The organism is Natrialba aegyptia DSM 13077, assembly GCF_000337535.1.
In the GTDB taxonomy this organism is placed as follows: Archaea; Halobacteriota; Halobacteria; order Halobacteriales; family Natrialbaceae; genus Natrialba; species Natrialba aegyptia.
In genome coordinates this window covers 145,896-171,071 of record NZ_AOIP01000015.1, presented here as the reverse complement: position 1 = coordinate 171,071, position 25,176 = coordinate 145,896, and the positions used below count along the sequence as shown (strand labels likewise).

The following is a 25,176-nucleotide window of genomic DNA, read 5'->3' as shown; positions in this document are numbered from 1 at the left end:
CCGGTACGAATGACGCGTTCATCCCTCCGTCCGTCGCCGCCGACGCTCGCACTCGCCGCGCTGGGCGGGGCCGCCAACGTCGTCGCCGTTCTCGCGCTGTTCGCCCGCGCGGACTATCCGGCACTCGAATCGCCGCCCGAACTCGCCGTCCTCGCGGCGACCGGATTCGCGCTCGGGTTCGTCTCGCTGTTCGTCTCGGCACACACCCGCTTGCTGACGCCCGCGGTCGGCTTCGTCGTCGTCCTCCTCGGCACCGTCTTCGCCGAACTCACCACGCCGATGCCCGAGTGGAGCGAGCTGGGCGGCTACGTCGTCGTCGAGGGACCGACTCACGTCTGGAGCTACGCGAACTCGTGGGATGTCTGGCTCTCCTTGCTACTGATCGCCGGACTGGTCGAGTTCGGCGTTCGACGCGGCTACGGACTCGGCGATCGGCGGCTCCGAAATCTGCCGTCGATACCGCTCTCGCGCACCGCAGTGCTGGGGATGGTTACAGTGGGTGCCGGATTGCTCGGCGTTGCGACGACGCGGCTCGTGCTCCGAGCGGGAATCAACCCGCGGGCGGCAGCGCCGTTCGTCTTCGTCGCCGCGGCCGCCGTGGCTGCCGTTCCGCTCGCAGCGTTGTTGACGCGGGGACTGTTGTTGCCGACCGTCCTGTTCGCGCTGTTGGTGCCGTACTTTCTGACGATCGAGGTGTTCACCGCGACCGACAGCCCCGTCCACATTCTGTTGTTCGGCCCCTACGCAGTCGGTCTCCTCATCGGTGCGGCGTTCGAAAACTGGCTCCGGTCGCGGCTGCGCGGCTGGAACGGTGGCCGATTCGCCGATCATCAGTCTGCGTGAGGGGGGTGAGGAGGGGCGACCTGAAACCCGAGTCCGACACCCTAAAGCGGGCTGACTCTGTGGTTCGGATATGGAGTATCACGAGGCGGCGGACGTTCTCTTTGGCTTGCGGCGCTTTCGACCCAAGCCGGGGACGGCGTCGACGGCACAGCTGCTCGCCCACCTCGAGGACCCACACGACGGGGTCGCGTTCGTGCAGGTCGCCGGCTCGAACGGAAAGGGAAGTACGGCGCGAATGGTCGAGCGGACGCTCCGCGAGGCCGGGCTCTCGGTCGGACTCTACACCTCCCCACACCTCGAGGACCTCCGCGAGCGCGTGCAGGTCGACGGACGGAAGATGCCCCGATCTGCGGTTTGTGCGTACGTCGAGACGATTCACGACTATCTAACCGAGCGGGCTGCGGCCGGCGAATCGCCGACGTTCTTCGAGGCGATGACGGCCATGGCGCTGTGGCAGTTCGACCGCGAGGCCGTCGACGTCGCCGTGCTCGAAGTCGGTATCGGCGGGCGCTACGATGCCACGAGCGTCGTCGATCCCGTCGCGAGCGCGGTGACGAGCGTGACGCTCGAACACACCGGTATCCTGGGCGAGACCGAGGCCGAGATCGCGCGCGACAAGGCCCACGTCGCCCCCGAGGACGAGCACACGCCGCTGGTCACCGGCGTTTCGGGACCGACGCTCGATGCGATTCGCGACGTTGCAGGCGAGGTCGTTACAGTCGGATCGAGGGGTGTGGCCACGGGAACCGGCGCCGATCAGGATTCGAGCGACGGGAGCGACGCAAGCGACGCGAGCGATGAGAGAGACGAACACAACGAGAGCGACGGGCAGGACGCAGACGACGGCGCGCCAGCGGAGACCGAACCGAAAGCGTCCGAGGACGGAGACGCTGACTCCACTTCGGCGGCTCCCGATATCCGCGTCTCCTACGACGGCCGTGCGAACCACACCGAAGCCGCCATCTCGATCGACGCCGACGACTGGGGTGTCTCAACCCAAATTCCGCTTCTGGGTCCCCACCAGGCCGAAAACGCCGGTATCGCCGCAACCCTCGCTCGGCAGGTTACCGAGATCTCCGACGCTGAACTCGCCCGCGGGCTTCGGAACGCCCACTGGCCGGGCCGGTTCGAGGTCATGGATACCGACCCGCTCGTCGTCCTCGACGGCGCGCACAACCCCGGAGCCTGCGAGCAGCTCGCGGCGACGCTCGACACCTACGAGTTCAGCGAGTTGCACCTCGTCTTCGGGGCGATGCACGACAAGGATCACCGCGAGATGGCCGCGGCGTTGCCGACGCCGGCGTCGGTGGTCACGACGGAGCCGGGTCTCGATCGGGCGGAGGACCGCGACGTGCTTGCGACGGTGTTCGAGGACGCCGGGGCGTCGGCCGTCGAAACGACCCGGAGCGTTCAAGATGGCCTTTCGATGGCGCTCGAGCGGGCGGGTGCGGACGACTGCGTGCTCGTCGCTGGGTCGCTGTTCGCGGTCGCGGAGGCGCGTTCGCGCTGGACGACGACCGGTGTGACGAAGCGTATCCGCGACCGGGCGGACGCCCGCAACGCGCTCGAATCGGCGCAGGTCGCTCCGGGCGATGTCGACCGGTTCGACGAGCAGGCCGTCCATCGCGTCGTCAGGACGAATCTACAGGCTCGACAGGCGAATCGTCTCCGGGAGGAGTTGGTGCGCCTCGACGGCGAATGCGTCCTGTCGGGAGCCGACCGCCAGCACGACGAGCGCGTCGATGCCGTGCTGATGGGCACGCTCGAGCAGTTCGAACGGCTCGTCGAGACGCTCGCGTCGACGGGGGCGGATGCGGACGGAAACGGACTCGACACCGTCGCTCGCGAACTCGTAGACACGCTCGAACTCTCGGTCCCCGGCGATGACGCGGATGCAGATGGAGCTGTAGCTGTAGCTGTAGATATGGAGACGGACGCGGACGCAAACAACGCCGTGACCCGCCCCTGGACCGACGACCGCACCGCAGTCATGGGCATCCTGAACGTCACGCCCGATAGCTTCCACGACGGCGGCGAGTTCAGCGCGCTGGCCGATGCCGTCGAGCGCGCAGAGGCGATGGTCGAGGCCGACGTGGACGTGATCGACATCGGCGGCGAGTCGACGCGTCCCGGTGCCGATCCCGTCCCGACCGACGAGGAGATCGATCGCGTGGTGCCCGTCGTCGAACGGCTCGCCGAACTCGACGTCGAACTCTCGGTCGACACCAGAAAGGCCGCGGTGGCAGACGCCGCGCTCGAGGCCGGCGCGGACATCATCAACGACGTGTCGGGGCTCGAAGATCCGGAGATGCGGTTCGTCGCGGCCGACCACGATGCGGGGCTGATCGTGATGCACAGCATCGACGCACCGGTCGTGCCGGGCCGCGAGGTGACCTACGACGACGTCGTCGAAGACGTGATCGACCAGCTCGCAGAGCGCGTGTTGCTCGCGGAGAAGGCGGGCGTCGACCGCGACCGCATCGTCGTCGACCCGGGTATCGGCTTCGGCAAGTCCGCGGCCGAGAGTTTCGAGCTGCTAGACCGGATCGACGAGTTCAGCGCGCTCGGGTGTCCGGTGTTGGTCGGCCACTCTCACAAGTCGATGTTTGCGCACGTCGGACGGGATGCGGGCGAGCGGGGCGAGGCGACGGTCGCGGCGAGTGCGCTGGCGGCGGATCGGGGGGCCGACATCGTCCGGGTCCACGACGTGCCGGAGAACGTCGCCGCGGTGCGGACGGCGCTTGCGACGCGCGATCCGGAGCGGTTCGAGTGGTGAGTCGCCGGTCGCGGTCCGATTTCGATTGACCGGATCGGCTTCGGTAGTCAGTTGCCGGTCTAACTTTCAACCGTAAGGAGCGCATAGCACCGACGAGCCCGATCGCTTACGCTCGGTGCTCGGTGTCTTTCGATGACAGGAGAGCATCCGTCAGATCACGGCGACGGTGAAGAGCAACGCGACGAGTACGGCTCCGGTACGGCGCTCCCGACGGGGCCGAACGCGGATTCGGTTTCCGTTTCCGTTCCCGATTCCGTTTCCAGTTCCGTTTCCGCCCCCGGAACGCTGCCAGTCGTCGGCGGTGCGATTCTGGCCCTCTCCGGGCTTCGATCGCTGCTTCGCGGGCGGCTCCGCTCGCTTCCGATCGGCGCTGCCGGCCTGGGCCTGCTGGGCTACGGGCTACGAAAGCGCCGTGAGGATGGCAGCACCCAGACTGCACTCGCGTCGTTCGCCGAGACGGCCGAGGAGTCGACCCCCAGTGACGAGACCGCAGACGAGGACGCGTCGTCCGGAATCGAGTTCGTCGACGACGAGGAGGAGGCGGCATCGCCGACGGGTTCGAAGCCCGAACTCGACTCCGACGAGCACGATCCGCGACGGAACACCGACGACGACGATCACCTCGAGATCGACGTCTCCGAGTCGGCGACGAGAGACGAGGTCTCGGAGGCGACTGGTCCCGACCCCGAACAGGCCGAGCCCGTCCAGACCGAGGCCACCGAACCGGAGCGGACGCCGGACGGCGATTCGGGTTCGGGCGACGAAGAAGCGTCGGATACAGCGGTGGAATCCGGTGACGAGGATGGGGCAGCCGAAGACGATGGTGAGGGCTCATCCGACGTGACCGACGACGAAGTGGAGTCCGACACCGACGACGCCGACGCCGATACCTGAGGGCGGGCGCTATTTCTCCCGTCCGCTCTCGCTGACAGTCACCCAAAGACGGGAAAATTCTCATTTCACGGTCGGTTGTAGCTCCGAGGAACTGTCGCCACGTCGGCGACCGATCCAGTATGAGCGACCAATCACAGCGCACCCGCGCGGAGATCGATCCCGAGTACGACCACCGCCGCGAGGATGGCGTCGACGAGTCCGAACTCGAATCGCTGCTGGCTGGGTACACCGTCGGGCGGGACGACCACGAGAACGCGCCCGCGTTCGTCATCCGACCCGACGACGTGCAAGCGGTATTGACCCTCCTTCGGGACGAGGCGGGGTTCGATCACCTCTCGTGTATCACGGGCCAGGAGTACGAGGATCGCTACGAGTCGCTCTTACACGTGACGAAGTACGACCGGCGGACCCACGAGGTGACGCTCGTCGTGCAACTCCCGACGGACGCGCCCGTCTCTCAAACAGCCGAGCCGGTCTTTCGGACCGCTGACTGGCACGAACGGGAAATATTCGATCTCGTCGGCATCGAGTACGAGGGCCATCCAGACCCGCGACGAATCCTCCTCCCCGACTCCTGGCAGGGCCACCCGCTGTCGCGAGAGTACGACCAGACCAAACCGCAAGTCGTCAAATACGCCGAACACGCGAATCCGCTCCAGCCCGACCGCAGAACCGAGACGGATACGATGGTCCTGAACATCGGGCCGCACCATCCGGCGACCCACGGCGTGTTGCACCTCAAGGCGACCCTCGACGGCGAAACGGTCGTCGATGTCGATCCGGACGTCGGCTACCTCCACCGCTGTGAGGAGCAGATGTGCGAACAGGGGACCTATCGTTACCAGATCATCCCCTACTCGAACCGGTGGGATTACACGGCGAACCTGCCGAACGAGTGGGCGGTCGCCCGCGTTATCGAGGACGTGGCCGATATCGAGGTCCCGACGTACGCGCAACTCCTTCGCACGATGGCGACCGAGTTCGGCCGGATGCTCGGACACTTCCTCGCGCTCGGCACCTTTGCACTCGACGTGTACGGCGAGTTCACGGCGATCTTCCAGTACGCGTTCCGCGACCGCGAGGTCGTCCAGGACATCCTGGAGGATCTGACCGGCCAGCGGATGATGTTCTACTTTTTCCGATTGGGTGGCGTCGCCTGGGACTTGCCGGAGCCTCGCGACGAGTTCATCGACAAGTGTCGGGCGTTTCTCGACGAGTTGCCGGCGAAGATGGACGAGTATCACGCGCTCATCAGCGGCAACGAAATCTTCCAGATTCGGACGGTCAACACGGGAGTTCTCGAGCCCGATGTCGCGAAGTCCTACGGCTGTACGGGGCCGGTCGCCCGCGCGTCCGGCATCGACTACGATTTGCGGCGGGACGATCCGTACGGCTACTACGAACGCCTGGACTGGGACGTGGTCACGGCGGACGGGTGCGACAATCACGCGCGGGTGCTCGTCCGCATGCGCGAGGTCGAGGAGTCGGCGAAGATCATCGAGCAGTGTCTCGACCTGATCGAGGACTGGCCGGAAGACGAGCGGACCGTCCAGAGCAACGTCCCGCGAACGCTGAAACCGGATCCGGACATCGAAACGTACCGCGCGGTCGAATCGGCGAAGGGTGAACTCGGTATCTACCTCCGAACGGACGGGTCGAACAAGCCGGCCCGGTTCAAGATTCGGAGCCCGTGCTTTCACAACCTGTCCGCGCTTCCCGAGATGTCCGAGGGGGAGTACGTCCCGGATTTGATCGCCTCACTCGGCAGTCTGGATATCGTGCTCGGAAGCGTCGACCGGTAGCAGTCTGACGCGTCGGGTGATGGATGATCGGCATTCGGCCGCCCGCCCCGTTCTCCGTTTCTGTTCCTGTCCTCGTTCCGCCCTCCGCTCACCCCGTCCCGGTCTTTACCCGCGTCTCCGCTCTCTGCTCACCTGTCTCGATCTCCGTTCCCGTTCCCGCCTTCATCTCCGTCCTCCTCTTCGATCCCGTCCAGGTACTCCAGACAGCAGTCCCGATCTGCTGCGATGTGCTCGCTTGCCGTCCCCGCCGCCTCCGACTCGAGCCCGTCGAGTTTTTTCGCCACCTCGGCGATCCGATCGGGTTTCGGTCCTGGTTCCGTCTGCGTCCTGTGCCCGTCCTGTTCCTCGGACGGCCCCTCGTTTAGCGAGTCGACCCCATTTCTGAACCGTTCGGTCGGCCGCGTCGCTCGCTCGACGCAGGAGCTCGCGGGCTCGATCGAGGAGGTCCGTGCCGTCCTTACTGTTCTCGGCGTCCTCGGCGGGAAGAGTTCGTCGTACGAGCGGGAACCGGATCTAGACCGAGTGAGCACGTGCCAGCGACCGGAGAGCCGTCTCGTCGGCACGTTCACGCGTCACAGAAAGATGCAATATAGTCCTATATCCCTGACGAATCGACAAGCGTTAAGTTCGCGGGTCCGGTGCAACCGAACGAATGTCGCTCGATCGATGGGAGTCTGGTGTCACAGTCGTTCGGTCCCGCTGGACGGGACTCGAACGCGACTGGCAGAGCGTCGTCGTCGCCGCGACGATCATCGTCACGACCGGCCTACTCGAAGTGCAGATCCCCTGGTGACGGATGGCGGTTCACCGGCTCTTTCCGGGGCTCGCCGTCCTCGGTATCGGTGCGTTTTTCGTCCGAGCGCTCGCTCCAGTTATCGGGTTCAACCACCTGCTCCTCGCCATCGCGCTCGGATTCGTCCTGACCAACGCGGTCGGCGTTCCGGCCCGTCTCGAGCCGGGCATCGCGACGCACAAACTCTGGCTCGGCGCCGGTATCGTCCTCATGGGCGCGTCCGTTTCCCTCGGTGCGGTCCGTGACGCCGGCTGGCTCGTCCTCCTCGCGATCCTCACCGTGGTCGGAACCACGCTGCTCGTCGTCGAGCTCCTCTCGCGGTTCGTCTTCGGGTTGACCGATCGGCTCGGCTCGCTGCTCGCGGCGGGAAGCAGCATCTGCGGCGTCTCGGCCGTCGTCGCCGTCGCCGGTGCGATCCGCGCCCGGGAGGAACAGGTCGCCTACGCCGCGGCGACGGTGCTCCTGTTCGACGCCGTGACGATCGCGATCTACCCGGTGATCGGCGAACTGTTCGGTCTGTCGGGGCGAGTGTTCGGCATCTGGGCCGGAATCAGCATGTTCTCGACGGGGCCCGCCGTCGCCGTCGGCTTCGCCCACTCGGACGTCGCCGGCCAGTGGGCGACGATAACGAAGCTCGCGCGCAACGCGCTGATCGGCGTCGTCGTCCTCGCGTACGCCAGTTACTACGCCCGAGAGGCGAATCGCACGGACGGCGGTCGTAGCGCTCCGTCCGCCGGCGTCGCGAACTCGACGGTTCGAACGCTCTGGAGCGAGTTCCCGAAGTTCGTGCTCGGCTTCCTCGCGCTCGCCGTGCTCTCGAGCCTCGGCGCGTTTTCGGCGGCACAGCGGGCCTCGTTCGAGAATGCCTACAACTGGCTGTTCCTGGTCGCGTTCGTCGGCCTCGGGACCGAAATCCGGCTGGACGAGTTGCGACAGACCGGCGTGACGCCTGCGTTCGTCGTGCTGCTGGCGCTGCTCGTCGCCAGCACGCTGTCGCTCGCGGTGCTTCTACTGGCGTTCTCGTCGGCGTGAGCGGTCCGCAGCCTTCGAGTCGCCGTACCGCCGCGTCGAAATCAAACGTCCGTCGAAGGTAGCGGGAATACTTTCCTATTCTTTCGCGAACCGCTGAAAGGGCGATCCGTCCGACGATCGGGCGCTAGTGCTCTCGATTTCCGAGCCGATCGATCCCGACCGTCCGGATGAACACCGTCGTCGAGTCGAAGTTTGGCAGTCCCGGTGGCGTCGACCGCTCGCCAGCGAGCAGCCGTGAAATCCTTCGGGCCACATCGCCACCTCGGGTCGGACATCGCGTCGAACGGAATCGATTCGCCCGGGTTCCCAGGCCGGAGCGGCGGTATCTTCCGTCATAATGGGTGCGCGGGAAATACCACGGCTGACCGGATACTACCCAGCTAGCAGGCGACGCGCCGATTCCGCGGCAGCGGCGCTCCGAGCGCGGAACTTACTTGCCGGTGAGGCCCGACAGGCCGGATATATGCCTGAACGAGAGTTCGACGGAGACGAGAGCGGGGGCGAGTTCGAGGGATACGGTGGGCGGTACGTCCCGGAGCCGCTACAGGAGCCGCTCGAGCAACTTGCAAACGCCTACGACGAGGTGGCGGCGACCGACGAGTTCGAGACGGCGTTTCGCGACTGTCTCGAGGAGTTCGCGGGGCGACCGACGCCGCTTTACTACGCGAAGAACCTGAGCGAGCGCTACGGCGCGGAACTCTACTTCAAGCGCGAGGATCTGCTCCACGGCGGCGCACACAAGATCAACAACTGTCTCGGGCAGGCACTACTCGCGAAGCGCGCCGGACGGGACCGACTCATCGCCGAAACCGGGGCCGGACAGCACGGCACCGCGACGGCGATGGTCGGCGCGTTGCTCGGCCTCGAGACGGAAATCTACATGGGGAAAAAGGACGTCGAGCGCCAGACGATGAACGTCTTCCGGATGCGGCTGCTGGGAGCCGAGGTCAACGAGGTGACCCGCGGCGGGCAGGGGCTCGCGGACGCCGTCGACGCCGCGCTGGAGGACTTCGCCGAAAACGTCGACAACACCCACTACCTCGTGGGCAGCGTCGTCGGTCCGGACCCGTTCCCGCGGATGGTCCGGGACTTCCAGAGCGTCATCGGTACGGAAGCCCGCGAGCAGTTCCGGGAGCGGACCGGCGGCCTCCCCGACGCCGCGGTCGCCTGCGTCGGCGGCGGCTCGAACGCCATCGGACTCTTCCACGCCTTCCGCGACGATCCGGTCGACTTCTACGGTGCCGAAGGCGGCGGTGAGGGGACGAACTCGAGCCGGCACGCGGCCCCGCTCGCGAAGGGGACGGACGACACTATCCACGGTATGAAGACCCGCGTCCTCGACGACGATGTCGAGGTACACTCGGTCTCGGCCGGCTTGGATTATCCCGGCGTCGGCCCCGAACACGCCATGTTCCGCGCCGTCGGCCGCTGTGAGTACACCGGCATTACGGACGAGGCGGCGCTTGCGGCGTTTCGAGAACTGAGCGAAACCGAGGGGATCATCCCGGCACTCGAGTCCAGTCACGCCGTCGCCCGCGCGATTGAACTCGCCGAACGCGGCGAACACGAAACGATCCTGGTCAATCTCTCGGGTCGCGGCGACAAGGACATGGAGACCGCCGCAGAAAAGTTCGAACTCTGACGACTAGCAGTATTCTCGAATCGCCGAGACGAGTTCATTCGCATCCGAATCGTCGAGGCGACGGCGCGACAGCGCCAGAGACACGGAATCGTCTTCGAACCGCGGAACCAGATGGACGTGGGCGTGCTCGACGGTTCCGACCAGCGGCCCGCTCGTGTAGAAGACGCTGAATCCGGCTGGCTCAAGCGCGGCGTCGAGTGCGTCGGTCATCGTCTGTACTGTCTCGAACACCGCAGCCGTTTCCGCCGCGTCGAGGTCGAACAGTTCCCCCTCGTGTGCGCGGGGCACGATCAGGGTGTGGCCCCTGACGGCCGGCCGTTGATCGAGGAACGCGACCGTTTGCTCGTCGGCATAGAGGCGGGCAGCTGATTCGTCTCCGGCGACGATGTGACAGAACTCACAGGGGGTCTCGCGTTGTGGCTCGCCGTACTCTCGCTCCGCAATGCCGTCGATTGCAATTCTCCCGTCGTCGCTCATACGAACGCCCTCTCGGCAGACGATTATATACCCGTCTGCCCGTCTTCGCGCTCAGAAAATACCCGCCGACTCCCGTAACGCTCGGTAGGTCGTTAGATACCGGTCGCGAACGTCGTCTCGGTCGTACGTCGCGAAGTGGTCGTCGATGTCGCGGAACTCGAGTTCACCGGCGTCGAGAATCGTGTCGCCGAGTTCGTCTTCGCTGGTGGTTCGAAAGCCGCGGTCCCAGCCTTCGACGAGTTCGTGGGCGCTCGAGTTGGCGTGGTATTCGACGACGCCGACGCAGCCCGCGGCCAATGCCCGGAGCATTTCGGTGGGGAAGACGCAGCGTTCTGCGGTCTGGGCGAAGACGTGAGCGCCGCGGTAGGCGGCGATCCGGTCGTCGAGCGACAGGGTACCGGCGAAAGTGACGCGGTCGTCGATCCGGAGGTCACGCGCGAGCTGTTCGTAGGCCGCTCGTTCGGGACCGTCGCCGATGACGGTGGCGCGCCAGTCGCGGGTCCGGTGTTCGGCGAGTGCGAGGAGGAGGCTCTCGAGGTTCGCACCGTCGTCGAGGCGACGGGCGTAGAGTACGTCGGCGCGCTCGCCAGGCGTGACCGAGCGGATGCGGTCGATATCGATCGGGTTCGGAAACGTGTCGACGGCGCGTTCGGTGACGCCGAGTTTGCGGACCCAGGTTGCGACCAGTTCCGACGGGACGAAGTTCCGGTCGACCGAACGCGCGGCGAGTTGTCGCCAGCGGTCCGTCGGGAGACCGCCGTGGCCGTACCAGTCGGCCACAGCCGGGGTTCGAGCGAGCGTTGCGCCCAAACTGGCGGCGAGAACCTGTTTTGGTCGGTCGGCACTGGCATGGATGATGTCGGGGTTTGAAGCGGCGAGGACGAACGGCAGTCGAACGAGAAACGACGCTCGGGCGTCGGGACCGACGGAGACGCCGTGATAGGTGATATCCTCGCGTTCGAACGTCGAGTGTTCGCCGTCCCAAAACTGGGTACAGTAGACGTGGATCTCGTGGCCGGCGTCTCGAAGGAGTTCGAGAACGGTCTGGAGTCGCTGGTTCGTCTCGGTGTCGTGGTGGAAAACCGTTTCAGAGGAGACGAACGCGACGCGCATATGCCACGGCCACGAAGCGAGAGGATAAAAAATCACTTCTTTCGTATTCGACCAATCCACTCCGTGGGCAGCACCGGCCGAATGCCGCTGAAGTGTTTGAAGACGGATCAATTCTCCGGAGAGATGGTTTGCATCTCGAACGAGTTCTTTCTCGGACTGGTTTCAATTCGATTACGATTCCCATAGTGGCCACTGCAAGTTACTGCACGCCCGACCGCATAGCCGTTGTAGGGCCGGTACTATCGGGGTCGGCGGGTTTCACAACTGGACATCCCACAGCCAGTGATAGAGATTACCGGAATTAATTTCCTATTCCACTAGAGTAACGAGTGTATTCTTTCATATAATTTCACTGAGCGGCGACTGTCAGGGAAACCGATCGAAAACGTGATTGACTGATCGATACCGGATCGAGAATCGGTCGGCCGCCTCAGTGGTCTGAGAGCACACGTTCGACGTGTTACCGCCGCTCGAAAAATCATGGTAGATGATAACTCTCATGTGGGGGACGAGCATCGAATAGACAGACGAACGACGCTGAAACTCGCCAGCGTGGTCGGCCTCGGTGCGGTCTTTTCGGGAACGGCACTCGCCGACACGAACTCGAGAGACGATCTGTCGGTCGATCCGGAACGCTCCCCACCGTGGGAGAGTCGCGATGACCTCCCGGATCGGTGGGCACGAAATCGATGGTTCGTCGAGCTAGACGCACCGCCGACTGCTCGCGGCGGCAACGTGCACGCTCACGCATCCGAACGAGCGAATCTGCGCGCACAGGCTCGTCGAGAAGAGGCCCAGTTTACGGAGCAGTTCGATTACACCACGCTGTGGAACGGCTTATCAGTCGACGCCGATCTAGCGACCGCCATCACGGTAAGCACGTTTGAGAGCGTCAACGCGGTGTATCCGGTTGCGATCGTCGACCGTCCCGAGCCCGAAGACGCATCGCCAGCGCTCGACACCGCACTCGAAATGACCGGTGCTGCGACCGCCCAGTCCGAACTTGGATACTCCGGTGCCGGTCAACGCGTTGCAGTCGTCGACACGGGCATCGATTACAATCATCCGGACCTCGGCGGCAGTGGAAACCAAAACGAGACGTATACTGCTGTCGCCGAGCACGACCGGACCCTCACCGACCCCGACGGCGAACACCATCCCCGAATCAGCCACGGCTGGGACTACGTCGGCGAAGGCTTCGATACTGGCGATCCTGCTACCTCGGAGCCGAACCCGAGCCCCGACCCGATGGACAGACAGGGACACGGGACCCACGTCGCCGGAATCGTCGGTGCAGATGCAGCAGCCGAAGACGGTGTCTCCGGCGTCGCCCCCGATACGGCACTCGGCGCGTACAAGATATTCGACGTCGGCTCGAGTTCAGCCGACATTATCGTCGCGGCTCTCGAGGACGCCTACGAAGACGGCATGGATATCATAAACATGTCACTCGGGGCAACGCTGGCGTGGGGGCAGGAATACCCGACGACAGCAGCGAGTAACGAACTCGCCGCACAGGGCGTCGTCGTCGTCAACTCCGCCGGCAACGATGGCGGACTCGGCACCTGGAGCATGAGCGCGCCGGCGAACGGCCACGATATCATTAGCGTCGCTAGTGCCGAGAACACGCACCTCGAAGCGCAGCTTTTCGGCGTCGACCACCGTACAGAGCCGGTCCCGTATCTCGAGATGACCGGCGCAGAACGGCCCCCAACCGAGGGCGAATCTGCGCCACTCGCACTCCCCAGTGCGAGTGAACTCGAGGGTGAAAGCGGTTACTTCGGCTGCGATAGCAGTGATTTCGACGAGTTCCCCGAGGGCCATGTCGCCCTGATCGAGCGCGGCCACTGTTCGTTCGCACAGAAGTACCTGAACGCCGTCGAAGCCGGTGCCACGGGCGTCGTGATCTACAATAACGTCTCGGGACTCTTCTCGGGGACGGTCCAAGACGCCGGTGTCGACGGCGTCTGGAGTGCCGGGATCAGCGATACCGACGGTCAATCGCTCGCGACGCTCCTCGAAGACGGGACCGACGTCTCGCTCGAGTTCACAAGCGACGCAGCGACCGTTCCGAATCCGAACGGCGGCCTGTTGTCGGATTTCAGTTCGTACGGACAGGATGTTGAACTCGAGTTCGGCCCGAGCGTCACGGCGCCGGGGGGCTTGATTACCTCCACGTATCCACTGGCGCTAGACGGGTACGCGATGTTATCGGGAACGTCGATGAGTGCCCCACACGTCGCTGGCGCAGTCGCACTGTTGTGTGAATCCGAGTCGGGTCTCGATCCGGTCGAGGTACGCGATCGGCTCCAGAATACGGCCGAACCCGCGCCGTGGTCGCTCGCGCCGGATCTCGGCCTGGATCATAGCTTCCGGCAAGGTGCTGGGATGATTCAGATCGACGAGGTGATTGAAGCCAACCAACGGGTGTCTCCGGGACAGATCGCCGTTGGTGACGGGTCCGGAACCGACGCCACAGTGACGATTCGAAACGATGGTGACGAGGAACTCGTCTATTCGATCGGTCACGTCGGCACGATCGGTACTGCGGGTAACACGTTCGCACCGTCGTTTTACGGAGCCGGAAGCACGCTCGAAGCGCCGGAGACTGTCGCGGTACCTGCAGGTGGCGCTGCGGAAGTCGATGTCCGCCTGACTGCGCCCGCACTTGGACTTCCGAATCACCAGTACGGTGGCTACATCGAGTTTGACCCGGCGGACGAGACCGCGGCGACGCTTCGGGTTCCGTACGCCGGTTACGATGGAGACTATCACGACCTGCCGCTGTTCGGATACTACGAGAGCGTCGACGAGTTCGTCGAGCGAGAACCGCGGGTGTCGGCGATCGTCGGTGAAGACGAAGACGGGAATCCGATCACCGAACCGGTCGGGGAGGGCCACGAGTTCACCGTTGCGGACGGTGACTATCCGATCGTCGAGGCGTTCTTCGGGCACTTCCCGCGTGAGATGCGGATATACGCGGTTGATCAGAAGCGCGGGCACGAGTATCTCGTGATGGAAGATCGGTACCTCTCGCGAAGTGAGAGTCCAGATACGTACTACGAGTTCCCGTGGATGGGACTGACGCAGGCCGGAGAAAGCGATAATACGCGGCCGGTTCCGAAGGGGACGTACACGCTCAAGGTGGAAGTCCTGCACACCCTCGGAGAGCCCGAAAACGAGGACCACTGGGAAACCTGGCAGTCGCCCGAGTTCGAGTTGGATACGCGACGGATCGGGGGACAGAGACCAGCGAGCACCCCAGCTTTCGCCAGCGCTGATGAATAGCGGAAGGACCGAGTAACGGGTTCAGTAATTGATCGGCTGCGAATGGCTGTCCCTGCGGCGACGGCCCGAAAGCCACGATCGGGTATTCACGGGCTGTTGCTCAACAGTCTCATTCGTCGCTGTTCTCGTCAGCGATGTTTCTGCGAAGATCGTTCATCGCGCCCTCGATAGCCGAGTCGAGTCGGTCCGTGAAACTGTCCTCAGTAGATCGTGAGTTGCCGGGTGTCTCCGTCTCGCCGGTTTCGTCTGCACCGTCCGTTTCAGCGTCGGTGCTGTCGCTCTCACCCGCTGTTTCGTCGTCGGTCTCCTCGTTGCCGGTGTCCCCGTCGTCACCGTCATCGTTCTCGCCGTCATCGTCCTCACGTTCGTCGTCACTGTCACGGTTTCTCTCGTCGGTTTCGTCCGATCCGGCGTCACTTTCACCGTCGTCACCGCCGTCTCCACTTTCGCCGCCGTCATCCTCCTCGTCATTCTCATTGTCGTCATCCTCCTCGTCATCATCTCCATCTCCATCTTCATCTTCGCCATCGCTGTCGTCATCCGCATCTTCATCATCACCGCCATCACCGCCTTCCTCGCTTTCATCCTCGTCCCCCTCTTCGTCCGTCTCGTCTTCATCACCGGTCTCTTGGTCGTCGCTCTCTCCGTTTTCATCCCCGTCCTCGCTATCCGAATCTTCGTCACCTTCCGCCTCGTCCTCTGTATCCTCGTCATCCGCGTCTTCATCATCCGAATCTTCGTCATCCGAACCCTCGTCATCTCCATCCTCACCGGACCCCATCGAGAACCCGTTTTCGCCTCCTTCCTGATCGCCCGAGTTCGGTGTGGACGATCCACTATCGCTCGTCGATGCATCGCTGGCCCCGTTGTCGTCGCCGTTCGTCTCGAGGACGCCGAATCCACTTCCTGTCGAGGGCTCACCGCCTAGTTCCGGACCGACGACAGCGACAGTCATTCCGAACGCGACGAGAACGACCAGAATCGTGACCATGAGCATCCCAACTGAACCGTTCCCCTCGGTAGTTGGTTCGCCGGTTTCGTCCGCGCCAGTCATTGGTCGTTGCTTCCCCCGTGTGGCCTTTGTTAAGCACAGCAATTCGGTGGGCACCGAACCGGGGGACTGTTACTGCGTATGCCAAGGCTACAGTATCGGCACCTGCCAAGCGCTCGATTCGAGCACAGCTGAAACTGAACGCAAACAGAGGTAGCCGCTCGCTTCGGCGGAAACTGCGGTGGTTACGGTAGCTGCCGTGGCAGTTTCAATTGTGAAATGACGGTAGTCACCGGCTACTGTCGGGGCCCGTCTCCGGAACCCAAACGACTACCGGCCCGCCACACGCACCGTCTGCTATGGCAGCCTACGACATCGATCGCTATCTCAACATTCGCAGCGCGTACGGCGTCTCGTTCGGCCCCGACGGCGACGAACTCTCGTTTCTGATGGACACGACCGGCACCCCGCAGGTCTGGACGCTCGACGGCCCGCGCGAGTGGCCCCAGCAGCGGACGTTCGCCGACGAGCGCGTCACGTTTGCCTCGTGGTCCCCGGAGCGCCCGGAACTGATCTTCGGAATGGACGAGGGCGGGAACGAGCGCGCCCAACTCTTCCGACTCGACGCCGAGACGGGTGAAATCGAGAACCTGACGGCGATGCCCGACGCCAAGCACCGCTGGGGCGGCTGGAGCCACGACGGCGAGCGGTTCGCGTTCACGTCGAATCGCCGCGACGAGGCCGTCTTCGACGTGTACGTCCAGCACCGAGGCGAACATGGAAACGATGCAACCCGTCTCCACGAGGGCGACGGCTGGCTCTCGCTCGCCGGCTGGAGCCCGGACGACTCCCGACTGCTCGTCTCCCAGGCCTACTCGAACTTCGACCAGGACCTGTACGTTCTCGACCTCGAGACCGAAGAGCTCGAGCACCTCACACCACACGAGGGCGACGTTCGCTATCAAAGTGCGAGTTGGGCACCCGACGGAGAGGGGATCTACCTCGTCACGGACCGCGGCGACGGCGATACCCTCTCGCTTGCCTACCTCGACATCGCCTCGGGTGAACTCGAGACCGTCGTCGCGGACGAGTGGAACGTCGACGGCATCGCGCTGGACGACGAAACCGGCCGGTTCGTGTACTCCCAGAACGTCGAGGGGTACACCGAACTCACCGTCGGCGAGTTCAGCGCGGACGACCCGACGGCGTTCGAGGAGTTCCCCGTGCCCGACCTGCCGGGCGGCGTATCGGGCGGCGTAAGCTTCGGTCCGGACGCGGAGCGGTTCGCGCTGTCGACGACCGGGGATACGGTCAACACGAACGTCTTCGTCGTCGACGTCGAGTCCGGCAACGCGGAGCGCTGGACGGATGCACCGACGGCGGGCATTCCGCGCGAGACGTTCGACGAGTCCGAACTGGTTCACGTCGAGAGTTTCGACGGGCTCGAAGTGCCGGGATTCTTCGCGCTTCCGGACGATCGAAGCGCCAGTGCAGAGAGTAGCGACGGTGCCGGCGAAACGCCCGTTATCGTCGACATCCACGGCGGCCCCGAGAGCCAGCGCCGCCCCTCCTTCTCGAGCGTCAAGCAGTACTTCCTCGATCGGGGCTACGCCTACTTCGAGCCGAACGTCCGCGGTTCGGCCGGCTACGGGGCCGACTACGCGGCCCTCGACGACGTCGAGAACCGCATGGACTCGGTCGCCGACATCAAGGCCTGCGTCGAGTGGCTGCAAGACCATCCCGCCGTCGATCCCGACCGCATCGTCGCGAAAGGCGGCTCCTACGGCGGCTTCATGGTTCTCGCTTCACTGACCACGTATCCCGAACTCTGGGCCGCCGGCATCGATATCGTCGGCATCGCCAACTTCGTGACGTTCCTCGAGAACACCGGCGACTGGCGGCGCGAACTCCGCGAGGCTGAGTACGGGAGCCTGGCCGAGGATCGCGAGTTCTTGGCGGAGATTTCCCCGACGAACAACATCGAGGATATCGCGGCCCCGCTGTTCGTCCTCCACGGCGAGAACGATCCGCGCGTGCCGGTCGGGGAGGCCGAACAGATCGCGGATCGGGCCGGCGAACAGGGCGTCCCGGTTCGAAAACTCGTCTTCGACGACGAGGGACACGGGTTCTCGAAGCTCGAAAACCGCATCGAAGCCTACTCCGCCATCGCCGAGTTCCTCGACGAGCACGTCTGATCGAGACACCGGTGGCAGAGCCACGGCGGACGGTTGGGGATGGGAGACGCCCCAGCGGCCCCCTCTCGCATCGGATTGGTGTTCACGACCGATGTAGTCGGCGTGCCTTCGTCCTTCTCGGACCGTCATGGTTCCCAGCGCTACAAGCGCGGCATCCGTCATCCGACGCCAATCTGTCGCCAGCAGCACAACGTGATACATAGCGGATCTTTTAGAAAGAGTTACAAGATATTCGCTGAATGGTCGACTGTGCCCGCTATCGAAACGACCGCCCTGACGAAACGATACGGAGAAACTGTCCTCGCCGTCGATGGCCTCGATCTAACGGTCGGCGAAGGGGAGATATTCGGCTTCCTCGGTCCGAACGGAGCCGGAAAGTCGACGACGATCAACATGCTCCTCGACTTCGTCCGCCCCTCCTCGGGAACCGCGACGGTGCTCGGATACGACGCCCAGACGGAGACGGAAGCGATCCGCGAACGCATCGGCGTGCTTCCGGAGGGCGCAACCCTCTACGAGCGGCTCACGGCCCGCGAACACGTCGAGTGGGTCGCCGAAACGAAACGCGCGGATGCGGACGTTGATGCGATTCTCGAACGCGTTGGCATCCTCGAGGACGCCGACCGACCGACCGGCGGGTTCTCGAAGGGGATGCGCCAGCGACTCGGCCTCGGCATGGCGCTCGTCGGCGATCCGGAGCTACTGATCCTCGACGAACCGTCCTCCGGTCTGGATCCGACCGGCATCCAGGACATGCGGAACCTGCTCCGCGCGGAGGCTGACTCGGGGACGGCCGTCTTCTTCTCGAGTCACATCCTCTCGGAAGTCGAAGCCGTCTGCGATCGCGTCGGAATCATGAACGAGGGCGAACTCGTCGCCCTGGACAGCATCGACGGCCTGCGAGATGAGGCGACCGGCGGAGCGACAATCGAACTCGAATTCGAAGCCGAACCCTCGGTGGACCCTGAGATGCCCGCGCTCGACGCCATCGACGGTGTTCAACAAACGACCGTCGAAGATGGCGTCGTGACGGCCGTCTGCGCCGACCCAAGCGTGAAAATCGACGTGGCTCGCGCCCTCGACCAGCGAACGACCGTGACGGATATCCACTCGACGGATACCTCTCTCGAGGAGTTGTTCAACCAGTATACCGGCGGTACTGCACACGGCGGACCACGCGAGTCGACCGGCTCGACCGGCGAGGGCGACACGCGCAAGCAGGAGGTGACCGCATGAACGCGATTTCGGTCGCCAAACGGGATCTCCTGGATGTCCGTCGCGCCAAACTCATCTGGGTTCCAGTCGCGCTGTACGTGCTGTTTATGCTCCTGTTTTACTGGGGGCAGAGCAACAGCATGAATCCGAGTTTCTACCGGATTATGCTCAGTCTCGCGACGATTGGCGGAGTGTTACTCATCCCGCTCGTCGCACTCGTCGCAGCGTACCTCTCGGTCGCCGGCGAGCGGGAGTCGGGGAGTGTCAGGTACCAGCTGAGTTTACCGGTCTCGCGGACGGACGTAGTCCTCGGCAAACTGCTCTCCCGGGTCGGCGTCGTGAGCGGCGCGTTGCTCGCCTCGTTCGCAATCGGCCTCGTCGCCGCATGGACGCTCGTTCCGGAGATGAGCGTCGAGTACGGGGATTACGCCGTTTTCGTCGCTCTTACGCTCCTGTATGCGCTCGCGTACGTCTCCATCGCCGTCGCGATTTCGGCGGCCACCGCGAGCCGCTCGCGAGCGATGGGCGGTGCGATCGGCTTCTTCTTCGTCTTCAATATCATCTGGAATTTCCTGCCGATCGGACCTGCGTACATGGCCCGGTTCGTCTTCGAGGAATTGGGGCTGAACTACGCCGACTCTCACCTCGAGTTCATCTTCAGTCTGAGCCCGACGGGTGCCTATCTCAACGCATTGGAGCTTGCGTTCCCGGCTGAACAGTTTCCCGGACAGGTTGGGTCCGGGTTCGACGTGTTCTACCTACAGGAGTGGTTCATGCTCGTGATCCTCGTTGCCTGGGTCGTCGTTCCGCTCGGGCTCGGGATCTGGCGGTTCCGACGCGCCGATCTCGGGTAGGACGGCCCGCTTCGTTTTCAGTCGATAACGCCCGTTTTCGTCGCCNGATCTGGCGGTTCCGACGCGCCGATCTCGGGTAGGACGGCCCGCTTCGTTTTCAGTCGATAACGCCCGTTTTCGTCGCCCCCTCGCGAGCCGCTCGCTCGTCCATTCCGTTCCCGAGGATCGTATAGCGGTCGCGAATCTCGTGGCACGTCGTCAGCGCCTCGAGCACGGTTTCGTCGTCGAGCCCGAGTTCAGTCGCGGTCGTCGGCGCGTCGATGCTGTCGAGGGCGTCGCGGATGTCCCGCCAGATGCCGCGTTCGCCGCCGTGCAGGTAGGCGGTCATGATCGAACCGACACCGACCTGGTGGCCGTGCAGCGCCGCCTCCGGTGCCAGTCGGTCGAGTTGGTGCGAGAAGAGGTGTTCGGCCCCGCTCGCCGGCCGCGAGGAGCCGGCGATGCTCATCGCGACACCGGAGGACATGAGCGCCTTCGTTACGACCCAGGCAGATTCTTCGAGCCCGGGCCGGACGTGATCGGCGTTGTCCACGAGGATTTCCGCGGTCATCTCAGAGAGCGCGGCCCCGTACTCGGAGAACTCGACGTTCTTGAGCCGCTTTGCGAGCCGCCAGTCCATCACCGCCGTGTAGTTCGAGATGATGTCGGCACAACCGGCGGTCGTTAGCTCCCAGGGGGCTTCGGCCAGGACCTCGGTGTCGGCGACGACCGCCAGCGGCGGTTCGGCCGCAACGCTGTGGCGCGTATCGCCGTCCGGGACCGAGCCGCGATTGCTCACGATCCCGTCGTGGCTCGCCGCCGTCGGCACCGAAAGAAATCCCATATCGAGGTGGTGGCTCGCCATCTTCGCGATATCGATCGCCTTGCCGCCACCGACGCCGATGAGATAGGAGGCGGCCTCGGCCTCGGCGGCCTCGATGACGGTTTCGACGGATTCGAACGTCGCGGACTCGATCGTGACGATCGCGGGATCGATCCCCGCGGCCTCGAAATCGGCGGCGACCGGTTCCGCCGCGACCGCTCGCGGCGTCGGACTCGTGACGAGGAGCGGTCTGCCCTGCAGGTGGAGTTCGTCGACGACCTCGACGACCGACGACCGGACGCCGTGCCCGACGACGACGTTTCGCGGCAGGCGAATCCACGTCGACTTCTCGAACATAGTTGCCCTGATTCACCCGCGGGATATACGTGTTTTTCCTTGACATCCGTGACATCCGTGGCATCCGTGGCGTCCTCGGTATCCGCGACAGTCGCGACAATTGCGAGCCGACACGACCGCCCGCCGATCCGTCTCGCTGTCCGTACTGCACTCGGCAGTGTCAGACCGTGTCGAGAATTTCTAGAACTCGCGCTTCGGCGTCGCGGCCCGGCCCGTTCTCGCGTCCCGTCCGGTCGCTTGCGAGGTGGTCCTCGACGGACTGGTCCATCGCCGTTTCGAGGGGTGTCGACTCCCAGCCGAGTTCGGCGAGCTTCGCCGTCGAGAGGATGTGCGGGTACTCGCGATAGAGCGGATAGTCGGCGAGTTCGATCTCGGCGGCGGCGAGTTCGCGCGGGCCGGCGTGGACGACGTCGACGGTCGTCTCCAGCGCGTCGGCGATCAGATCGATCATCTCTTCTATCGTGACGAGGCGGCGGTCGCCGACGTTGTACGCCTCGCCGGCCGCGCCGCGTTCGGCGACGAGTCGGAGTGCGCTGGCAACGTCGTCGACGTAGGCGCGGTGCCAGACGTTGGTGCCGTCCCCCGGGATGAGAATGCGGTCGAAGCGGTTCACGCGGTCGATCCAGAAGTCGAGGCGTGCGGTGTAGTCGTGTGGACCGTACACGACGCAGGGCCGAACGGACATGGCGTTTACGCCGCGCTCGGCGGCGGCTGCGATCGCACGATCACCCTCCGCTTTGCGCTTGCCGTAGGTTTCCATGGTGTCGTCGGTCGCCTCCTCGGGCGTGCAGGACTCGAGCGGCGTCTCGCCTTCTCGCTTGGGAATGTCCTCGCGGCCGTAGGCCGCACCGCTCGAAATGTAGACGTAGGCCCCACAGTCCGCGAAAATTCGCGTCGCCGCCTGCACGTCTCTCGGCTGGTAGGCGACGCAGTCGAAGACGGCGTCCGGATCGGCGGTCATGGCCGCGGCCTCGAGCGCGGAGTCGTTCGTCCGGTCGCCTTCGATGTGATCGACGCGGTCCTCGTCGGCGAAGGGATTTTCGTGCGTGCCACGATTGAGGAGCGTCACGTCGTAGCCGTGGTCGAGCAGGTCGGATACGAGCTGTCGGCCGATAAAGCGCGTCCCACCGATGACGAGTGCGCTGTCCATACGTGATCCACTCGAGGATGGCGGAAAACGATAGCGGAACGGCCCGTCTGGGCTTCGAGCGGGAGCCGTTAGCGGGTTATCGAGCCGAGAGGTGAGATGCACGCTTACGCACGCTCAGGATTTATCTGCACGATCTGCCTAGCACCGCCGTCGGACGGACTGCAGTCGGCGGACATGCGTCGCACGGTGGCGGACGACCGAAATTCAGTCTCATTTCACACGATAAACCATGGACGACCGTAACGAACGCCGACACCGACGGACGAACGAACGCGAACAGGAGCGACCGACCACGGACCGAGACGAGCGTCCAGCCCGCGAGGAGACCCGTGAGGAGTACCAACGCCAGGTACGGGACCTTCAATCGCGGGGAGAACGGAGCCAGCGGCCCCAGGATGACGAGCGACATCAGTCGTCGAACCGACGTGATCAACGGGACCGAGGACAGTTCGGAGAACGACGCCCTCGCGGCGATATTCGGCAGTACGAACGGGGGAGAAGCCGGTCGTCGGATTCGGACCGCAACCGCTCTCGCACCCGGAGCGACCATCGACGTGGGTTCGAAACGGATATTCACGACGCAGATTCGCTCGAGTACGGCGGTGAAGCGCGCCACGATCGGCGAGGAGAGACTGACCGCGGCCGGCGAGAAGATCGACGACAGGAACGCCCTCGAAAGACCACGCGGCAGCGGCAACCTCGGCGGCGATCACAGCAACGGCGATCCCAGCAGTCACGCCAGCAGCCAGCTCACCAACCACAGCACTCGAGGCAGTCGGAACAGTGGGACCGAGACAATTCACGCGGACGACGCCAGACCAGACAACAGCCGTCGCAGCAACAACGACAGCGGCGGATGCCCGAGAACGAGCCGAGTCGTCGACCGGAACCGGCGGGCCGATCGGCCCAGCACGGCCAATCTCGACAGCCGGATCAGCACAGTCCGTTCGAAACGAACGTACAAGACGCAGGATCGCTCGAATACGGCGGTGAGGCCCGACAGCCGAACCGATCCCGCGAAGGCGGTCGAGAACGAGTTCGCCGCGAGCGAGGGGTCGATCGGCGGGACTCCCAACGGCGCGATCAGCGCCGACAACCCGAGTCACAGCACCAGCGGAGTCACCACCCCCAACCCGAACCGCAACAGCGACGTGTCGGCGGACACGATGACCCCCCTCAGCGTCGCAGCCACCGAGCCCAACCCGAGTTCAGTACGGGTGAGTCGAGCCGATCGCATCGTGCACAGCCACAGGAACAGGCACCGGAGCACCGACGACAGCCCCCAAATCCGGAACCGGACCGACGGGAGCGCACCCGGTCGATGACGCGGCGAGAGCAGCCGGGTGCCCCCGACGACAGACTGCAGGGAAATCGCACGCAGAATACTCGCCGGAGGGAACAGGGACCCCGCCAAGGGCAGGCGACGGCGGGCCGGCACCAGCGTAGCCAGGGGTTCCGGGAGTCGACATCTCGGCGGCAGCCCGAGCCGGAACCGCGGCGAAAAGGTGACGAGCGCCGGCAGTCCGAGCCGGAGCCGCGGGGCGGTGGCGACGAGCGCCAGCACCAAGGAGCGGAACGGCACAGTCAGGAGCCAGGCCGAACTCGTCGACTGCCGAATCGAGAGTCGGAGCGGGAATCGGATCGAGTGCCGGAGCGAGGGAGCGATCGGGAAGGGCGTCAGGAACGCACCCGAGGACAGAGACAGGCGAAAGGACAGCGCCGAGAACAGCGTCAGTCCCGGGAACCGCCGGCGGAACGGCGATCTCGGCGCGAACCGGCGGCAACGTCCGATCCGCAGCGGCGGCCACATCCACAGCGCAGTCAACGTGACCGTCGAACCAGGAGACGAGACGCGCGCTCGCTCGACGAGGGCGATCGCTCGGGATCGGAGACGGGAACTGCGCCGCAGAATCGGTCCGGCGGCGGGCTCCAGTACCGGCAGGCGGGGCACCGATCGGAGCGAGGGCACTGGACCGACACGTCGGACCGGGAATCGCGCGGGAACGACGAGGAGCGCGGAAGAAGCGCGAGCGGTGATCGAGACGCAACCAGTGATATGAGCAACCGACGCCACGTCCACGAACGGGACCCTGTCGGCGAGCGGGACGAAGACCGCGACGAGAGACGATCCGGATAGCCGGATCGGTCGTTGCTAGGGTCCGTTTTTCTTCACGAAACGCCGTACCGAGCGCACGAGGAGCGAGTTCAGATTTCCGTCGCGGTATCCTCCGTAACAGTAGCCAACGACGACGGCGTGCGGCCGAGCGAGCAGGGACCGTGAGTTATTATCCCGACGTGTGAACTGGCGGGTATGACCGACACCGACGACACTGACGACACCGATTCGGCGACGAACGTCACACCGACGCTCGCGGACGATGCGATGGCCAACTTCCCCGTTCCCGACTTCGCGGATCTCCCGGAGGACCTCCAAGAGCGAATCGAAGCCGAAACCGAGGAGGCCGGGTTCACGCCGAACGTCTTCTCGGCGTTCGCGTACAAACCCTCGCACTTCCGCGCGTTCTTCCAGTACCACGACGCGCTCGTCGAGGACACCGCGCTCGAGCGCGAGGAGATCGAAATGATCGTCGTCGCCGTCTCCGGCGTCAACCACTGCTATTACTGTAACGTCGCCCACGGCGCACTCGTCCGCATCTACGCCGACGATCCACAACTGGCGGACCAGCTCGTCGCGAACTACCGAACGGCGGATATCAACGAGACTCACCGCACGATGCTCGACGTCGCCGTGACGCTCACCGAGCGCCCGACCGAGGTCGAACGCGCCGACCTCGAACGACTCCGCGATGCCGGCTTTAGCGAGGAGGCGCTCTGGGATATCGCCGCGGTGACGGGGTTCTACAACCTGAGCAACCGGATGGCAATGTTCGCCGAGATGCGGCCGAACGACGAGTTCCACACGCTCGGTCGCGACTAGTCCGAGCGGCAAAC

Annotated in this window: 21 protein-coding genes; 14 read left to right on the top strand and 7 right to left on the bottom strand. The window is 64.6% G+C overall.

Annotation, left to right across the window (positions count from 1 at the left end):
- Window positions 1–9 precede the first annotated feature (9 nt).
- From C480_RS04880 to C480_RS04865, 4 genes are all read left to right on the top strand, one after another.
- Window positions 10–843, top strand: a complete 834-nt coding sequence (locus tag C480_RS04880; protein WP_006664510.1) for a hypothetical protein — start codon at window positions 10–12, stop codon at window positions 841–843.
- Between the two features lie 70 nt (window positions 844–913).
- On the top strand, window positions 914–3,619 hold the full coding sequence (gene folP, locus C480_RS04875) for a dihydropteroate synthase (RefSeq protein WP_006664509.1): 2,706 nt from the start codon (window positions 914–916) through the stop codon (window positions 3,617–3,619).
- Window positions 3,620–3,751: 132 nt separating this feature from the next.
- On the top strand, window positions 3,752–4,513 hold the full coding sequence (locus C480_RS04870; protein ID WP_006664508.1) for a prolipoprotein diacylglyceryl transferase: 762 nt from the start codon (window positions 3,752–3,754) through the stop codon (window positions 4,511–4,513).
- 119 nt (window positions 4,514–4,632) lie between these two features.
- Window positions 4,633–6,315 (top strand): NADH-quinone oxidoreductase subunit D, encoded by a 1,683-nt coding sequence (locus C480_RS04865; protein ID WP_006664507.1) that lies wholly within the window; start codon window positions 4,633–4,635, stop codon window positions 6,313–6,315.
- A gap of 128 nt (window positions 6,316–6,443) precedes the next feature.
- On the opposite strand, the gene C480_RS04860 is transcribed toward C480_RS04865, so the two are convergent.
- Entirely contained in the window at window positions 6,444–6,878 is a 435-nt protein-coding gene (locus C480_RS04860; protein WP_241433783.1) for a hypothetical protein, read from the bottom strand.
- A gap of 89 nt (window positions 6,879–6,967) precedes the next feature.
- Between C480_RS04860 and C480_RS23740 the strand changes: the two genes are divergently transcribed.
- Together C480_RS23740 and C480_RS04855 are read left to right on the top strand one after the other, a co-directional pair.
- Entirely contained in the window at window positions 6,968–7,108 is a 141-nt protein-coding gene (locus C480_RS23740; RefSeq protein ID WP_006664505.1) for a hypothetical protein, read from the top strand.
- Between the two features lie 3 nt (window positions 7,109–7,111).
- The gene (locus tag C480_RS04855; RefSeq protein WP_006664504.1) at window positions 7,112–8,140 is read left to right on the top strand and encodes a YeiH family protein; all 1,029 of its coding nucleotides are present in this window, start codon (window positions 7,112–7,114) and stop codon (window positions 8,138–8,140) included.
- Between the two features lie 124 nt (window positions 8,141–8,264).
- Here the strand turns inward: C480_RS04855 and C480_RS24485 are convergent, their stop codons facing one another.
- Window positions 8,265–8,393, bottom strand: coding sequence for a hypothetical protein (locus C480_RS24485; RefSeq protein ID WP_006664503.1), 129 nt, complete (start codon window positions 8,391–8,393; stop codon window positions 8,265–8,267).
- A 210-nt stretch (window positions 8,394–8,603) separates the two neighbouring features.
- Between C480_RS24485 and trpB the strand changes: the two genes are divergently transcribed.
- A complete protein-coding gene (gene trpB, locus C480_RS04845) occupies window positions 8,604–9,782 on the top strand; it encodes a tryptophan synthase subunit beta (protein WP_006664502.1) in 1,179 nt (392 codons plus the stop codon).
- A gap of 3 nt (window positions 9,783–9,785) precedes the next feature.
- On the opposite strand, the gene C480_RS04840 is transcribed toward trpB, so the two are convergent.
- Together C480_RS04840 and C480_RS04835 are read right to left on the bottom strand one after the other, a co-directional pair.
- On the bottom strand, window positions 9,786–10,259 hold the full coding sequence (locus tag C480_RS04840; RefSeq protein WP_006664501.1) for an HIT family protein: 474 nt from the start codon (window positions 10,257–10,259) through the stop codon (window positions 9,786–9,788).
- A gap of 51 nt (window positions 10,260–10,310) precedes the next feature.
- On the bottom strand, window positions 10,311–11,372 hold the full coding sequence (locus tag C480_RS04835; protein WP_006664500.1) for a glycosyltransferase family 4 protein: 1,062 nt from the start codon (window positions 11,370–11,372) through the stop codon (window positions 10,311–10,313).
- A gap of 480 nt (window positions 11,373–11,852) precedes the next feature.
- Here C480_RS04835 and C480_RS04830 point away from each other — a divergent pair, with 480 nt between their 5' ends.
- Window positions 11,853–14,660 carry a S8 family serine peptidase gene (locus C480_RS04830; RefSeq protein ID WP_049903234.1) on the top strand — a complete coding sequence of 936 codons (2,808 nt, stop codon included), beginning with the start codon at window positions 11,853–11,855 and terminating at the stop codon, window positions 14,658–14,660.
- A gap of 109 nt (window positions 14,661–14,769) precedes the next feature.
- On the opposite strand, the gene C480_RS04825 is transcribed toward C480_RS04830, so the two are convergent.
- Window positions 14,770–15,714 (bottom strand): hypothetical protein, encoded by a 945-nt coding sequence (locus C480_RS04825; RefSeq protein ID WP_006664498.1) that lies wholly within the window; start codon window positions 15,712–15,714, stop codon window positions 14,770–14,772.
- A 296-nt stretch (window positions 15,715–16,010) separates the two neighbouring features.
- Here C480_RS04825 and C480_RS04820 point away from each other — a divergent pair, with 296 nt between their 5' ends.
- The 3 genes from C480_RS04820 to C480_RS04810 all read left to right on the top strand — a co-directional run bounded on the left by C480_RS04820 (window position 16,011) and on the right by C480_RS04810 (window position 19,915).
- Complete coding sequence (locus C480_RS04820) at window positions 16,011–17,846, top strand: S9 family peptidase (protein WP_006664497.1); 1,836 nt, start codon at window positions 16,011–16,013, stop codon at window positions 17,844–17,846.
- A 249-nt stretch (window positions 17,847–18,095) separates the two neighbouring features.
- Window positions 18,096–19,082: an ABC transporter ATP-binding protein gene (locus tag C480_RS04815; RefSeq protein ID WP_006664496.1), complete on the top strand. Its 987-nt coding sequence runs from the start codon at window positions 18,096–18,098 to the stop codon at window positions 19,080–19,082.
- Window positions 19,079–19,915, top strand: coding sequence for an ABC transporter permease subunit (locus tag C480_RS04810; protein ID WP_006664495.1), 837 nt, complete (start codon window positions 19,079–19,081; stop codon window positions 19,913–19,915). The genes C480_RS04815 and C480_RS04810 overlap by 4 nt, the downstream gene beginning before the upstream one ends.
- Before the next feature lie 97 nt (window positions 19,916–20,012).
- Here C480_RS04810 and C480_RS04805 read toward each other — a convergent pair whose 3' ends face one another.
- Together C480_RS04805 and C480_RS04800 are read right to left on the bottom strand one after the other, a co-directional pair.
- Window positions 20,013–21,074 (bottom strand): NAD(P)-dependent glycerol-1-phosphate dehydrogenase, encoded by a 1,062-nt coding sequence (locus C480_RS04805; RefSeq protein WP_006664494.1) that lies wholly within the window; start codon window positions 21,072–21,074, stop codon window positions 20,013–20,015.
- A 160-nt stretch (window positions 21,075–21,234) separates the two neighbouring features.
- Entirely contained in the window at window positions 21,235–22,224 is a 990-nt protein-coding gene (locus tag C480_RS04800; protein ID WP_006664493.1) for an NAD-dependent epimerase/dehydratase family protein, read from the bottom strand.
- 329 nt (window positions 22,225–22,553) lie between these two features.
- On the opposite strand from C480_RS04800, the gene C480_RS04795 reads away from it, so the two are divergent.
- From C480_RS04795 to C480_RS04785, 3 genes are all read left to right on the top strand, one after another.
- Entirely contained in the window at window positions 22,554–23,549 is a 996-nt protein-coding gene (locus C480_RS04795) for a hypothetical protein (protein WP_241433782.1), read from the top strand.
- 180 nt (window positions 23,550–23,729) lie between these two features.
- Window positions 23,730–24,284 carry a hypothetical protein gene (locus C480_RS04790; protein ID WP_152424011.1) on the top strand — a complete coding sequence of 185 codons (555 nt, stop codon included), beginning with the start codon at window positions 23,730–23,732 and terminating at the stop codon, window positions 24,282–24,284.
- A gap of 251 nt (window positions 24,285–24,535) precedes the next feature.
- Window positions 24,536–25,162 carry a peroxidase-related enzyme gene (locus C480_RS04785; protein WP_006664490.1) on the top strand — a complete coding sequence of 209 codons (627 nt, stop codon included), beginning with the start codon at window positions 24,536–24,538 and terminating at the stop codon, window positions 25,160–25,162.
- The last annotated feature ends 14 nt before the right edge of the window (window positions 25,163–25,176 follow it).